The organism is Gluconacetobacter sp. (assembly GCF_047721585.1).
GTDB lineage: Bacteria > Pseudomonadota > Alphaproteobacteria > Acetobacterales > Acetobacteraceae > Gluconacetobacter > Gluconacetobacter dulcium.
This window is the reverse complement of record NZ_JBDNXE010000242.1, coordinates 1-2385: the sequence shown is the minus strand read 5'-3', so window position 1 is coordinate 2385 and position 2385 is coordinate 1. Positions and strand designations below refer to the sequence as shown.

The window sequence follows — 2385 nt, the reverse complement described above, 5'->3', positions numbered from 1 at the left end:
ATGCCCCTTCTACGCACCCTGATCCGCGTGGTTCTGACCCTGAGCGTCGTTGTGCTGGCGATCGTTCTGGGGGTGACCCTGTGGGACACCTATATGATCGCCCCCTGGACGCGCGACGGGCGCGTGCGCGTGTATGTGGTGGATGTGGCGCCTGAAGTTCCCGGCACGGTGGTGCAGGTTCCGGTGGCCGACAACCAGTTCGTGCACAAGGGCGAGCCGCTGTTCGTGCTGGACCCGGTGCGCTTCCGCCTGGCGATCCGCGAGGCACAGGCGCGGCTGGACGGGGCCGAGGAAGACCTGAAGCTGAAGCGCAACGACGCGAAGCGCCGCATGGGGCTGGGCGGCATCGTGTCGGCCGAAGAACAGGAAGTGTTCAACTCGAACGTGGCGACGCAGGTGGCGGCGGTGGATGCGGCGCGGGCGTCGCTGGACCTCGCGAAGCTGAACCTGCAACGCTCGGTGCTGTATTCGCCGGTCAACGGCTACGTGACCAACCTGAACCTGCGGGTGGGTGATTACCTGACGGCGGGCCAGCCACGCCTGGCGGTGATCGACGCCGATTCCTACTGGGTGAACGGGTATTTCGAAGAAACCAAGATGTGGGGCGTGCATGTCGGCGACGTGGCCCGCGTCAAGCTGATGGGCTACAAGCAGATCATCCCCGGCCATGTCGTCTCGATCGCGCGCGGCATCAACGACCAGAACGGCAATCCGGACCGGCTGGGGCTTCAGGATGTCAACCCGATCTTCACCTGGGTGCGGCTGGCGCAGCGTATTCCGGTGCGCATCCATCTGGACCATGTGCCCGACAGCGTGACGCTGGCGGCGGGCATGACCTGCACGGTGAGTGTCGGCCCGCAATCGCGCAGCCAGAAGGGGCATCTGACCACCTGGCTGCAAGACCATCTGTAAGGCCCCCGGCGCGAGCATGACCATGATGACGAAGACCCGACGGGCCGGCCTGGTCCTGACCTCGGCGCTGGTGATGGCGGGGTGCACGGTCGGCCCGCGCTACCAGCCGGACCGGATGAAAGTGCCCGAGCACTTTACCGAAGACGAGCATCCGGCGACCGATGCCGAGATCGCACGCACCAATGCCGAACTGAAGGATTGGTGGCACCGCTTCAACGATGCGGAACTCGACCGGCTGGTGGACCGCGCCATCGGCGGCAATTACGATCTGCAGATCGCCGGCCAGCGCATTCTCGCCGAACGGGCGCTGCGCGACAGCCAGGCCTCTGCCTGGTATCCGCAGATCGACGCCAACACCACCAATGGTGATTCGCGCTACTCGCTCAATATCGACAACTGGCCGCTGCGTCCGGGCAACCCGGCCAACCGGCCCGGTGCGTCGTATCTGTCCTATGGGGTGAGCGCGAGCTGGCAGATCGACGTGTTCGGCCGCATCCGCCGCAGCGTGGAAGCGCAGGAACGCGCGGTCGAGGAGACCGTGGAGGACCGGCGCGCGGTGCTGATGACGATGCTCTCGGCACTGGTCAGCGACTATATGGTGCTGCGCGACACCCAGTTGCGGCTGGAAATCTCGAACCGCAATATCCGCGTGGCGCAGGAAGCCTATGACCTGACGCAGCGGCTGTATCTGGAAGGCGTGGGCAACACGTTGCAGATCGCGCAGGCGAAGGCGGAACTGGACAGCCAGCTTGCGGCGCGCGAGCCGCTGCGCACGCATATCGCCCAGATCACGCACGCGCTCGATGTGCTAATGGGCCAGATGCCCGGCACGACGGAAGCGGAACTGAAGATCGCCCGTCCGTTGCCCACGGTGCCCGCGTTCCCCGCGACCATGCCCTCGATCGTGCTGGCCAACCGGCCGGACATCCGCCGGGCCGAACGCGCCTATGCCGAGGCCACGGCGCGGATCGGGGTCGCGGTGGCGCAGATGTATCCGAATTTCAGCATTCCGCTGAACTTCAACCCCAATGCCTCGGCGATGTACCAGCTTTTCCAGGCGGGGGCGCTGAGTTGGCAGTTCTTCATGCTCGCCTCGCTGCCGCTGGCGCATGGCGGCAAGCTGACGGCGCAGGTGCGCGGGATGCAGGCGGCGGCGGAAGCCAGCCGCCTGACCTACCGCCAGACGGTGCTGACGGCGTTCCGCGAGGTCGAGGACGCGATGGCGGCCTGGCATGACGACGTGGAACATACCGAACTGCTGCACAAGGCGGCCGAAGACAGCCGGCTGGCCAGCGACCGGGCGCGCAAGCTCTACAGCGCCGGTCTGGTCGGCTTCCTGGAGGTGCTGACGACCGAGCGCACCGCGCTGGCGGCCGAAAACGCCGAGGCCGTGGCGCGGCTGGAGCGGTTGCAGGATGCGGTCAATCTCTACACCGCCATGGGGGCGGGCTGGCAGGGCGCGGCCGTGACCGC

At 66.7% G+C, this 2385-nt stretch carries 2 protein-coding genes; both read left to right on the top strand.

Annotated elements, in window-relative coordinates; all coding sequences use genetic code 11:
- Positions 1–912 carry an HlyD family secretion protein gene (locus ABF821_RS20795; RefSeq protein WP_182975731.1) on the top strand — a complete coding sequence of 304 codons (912 nt, stop codon included), beginning with the start codon at positions 1–3 and terminating at the stop codon, positions 910–912.
- Between the two features lie 22 nt (positions 913–934).
- A partial coding sequence (locus tag ABF821_RS20790; RefSeq protein ID WP_415531444.1) for an efflux transporter outer membrane subunit occupies positions 935–2385 on the top strand: 1451 nt, incomplete at its 3' end.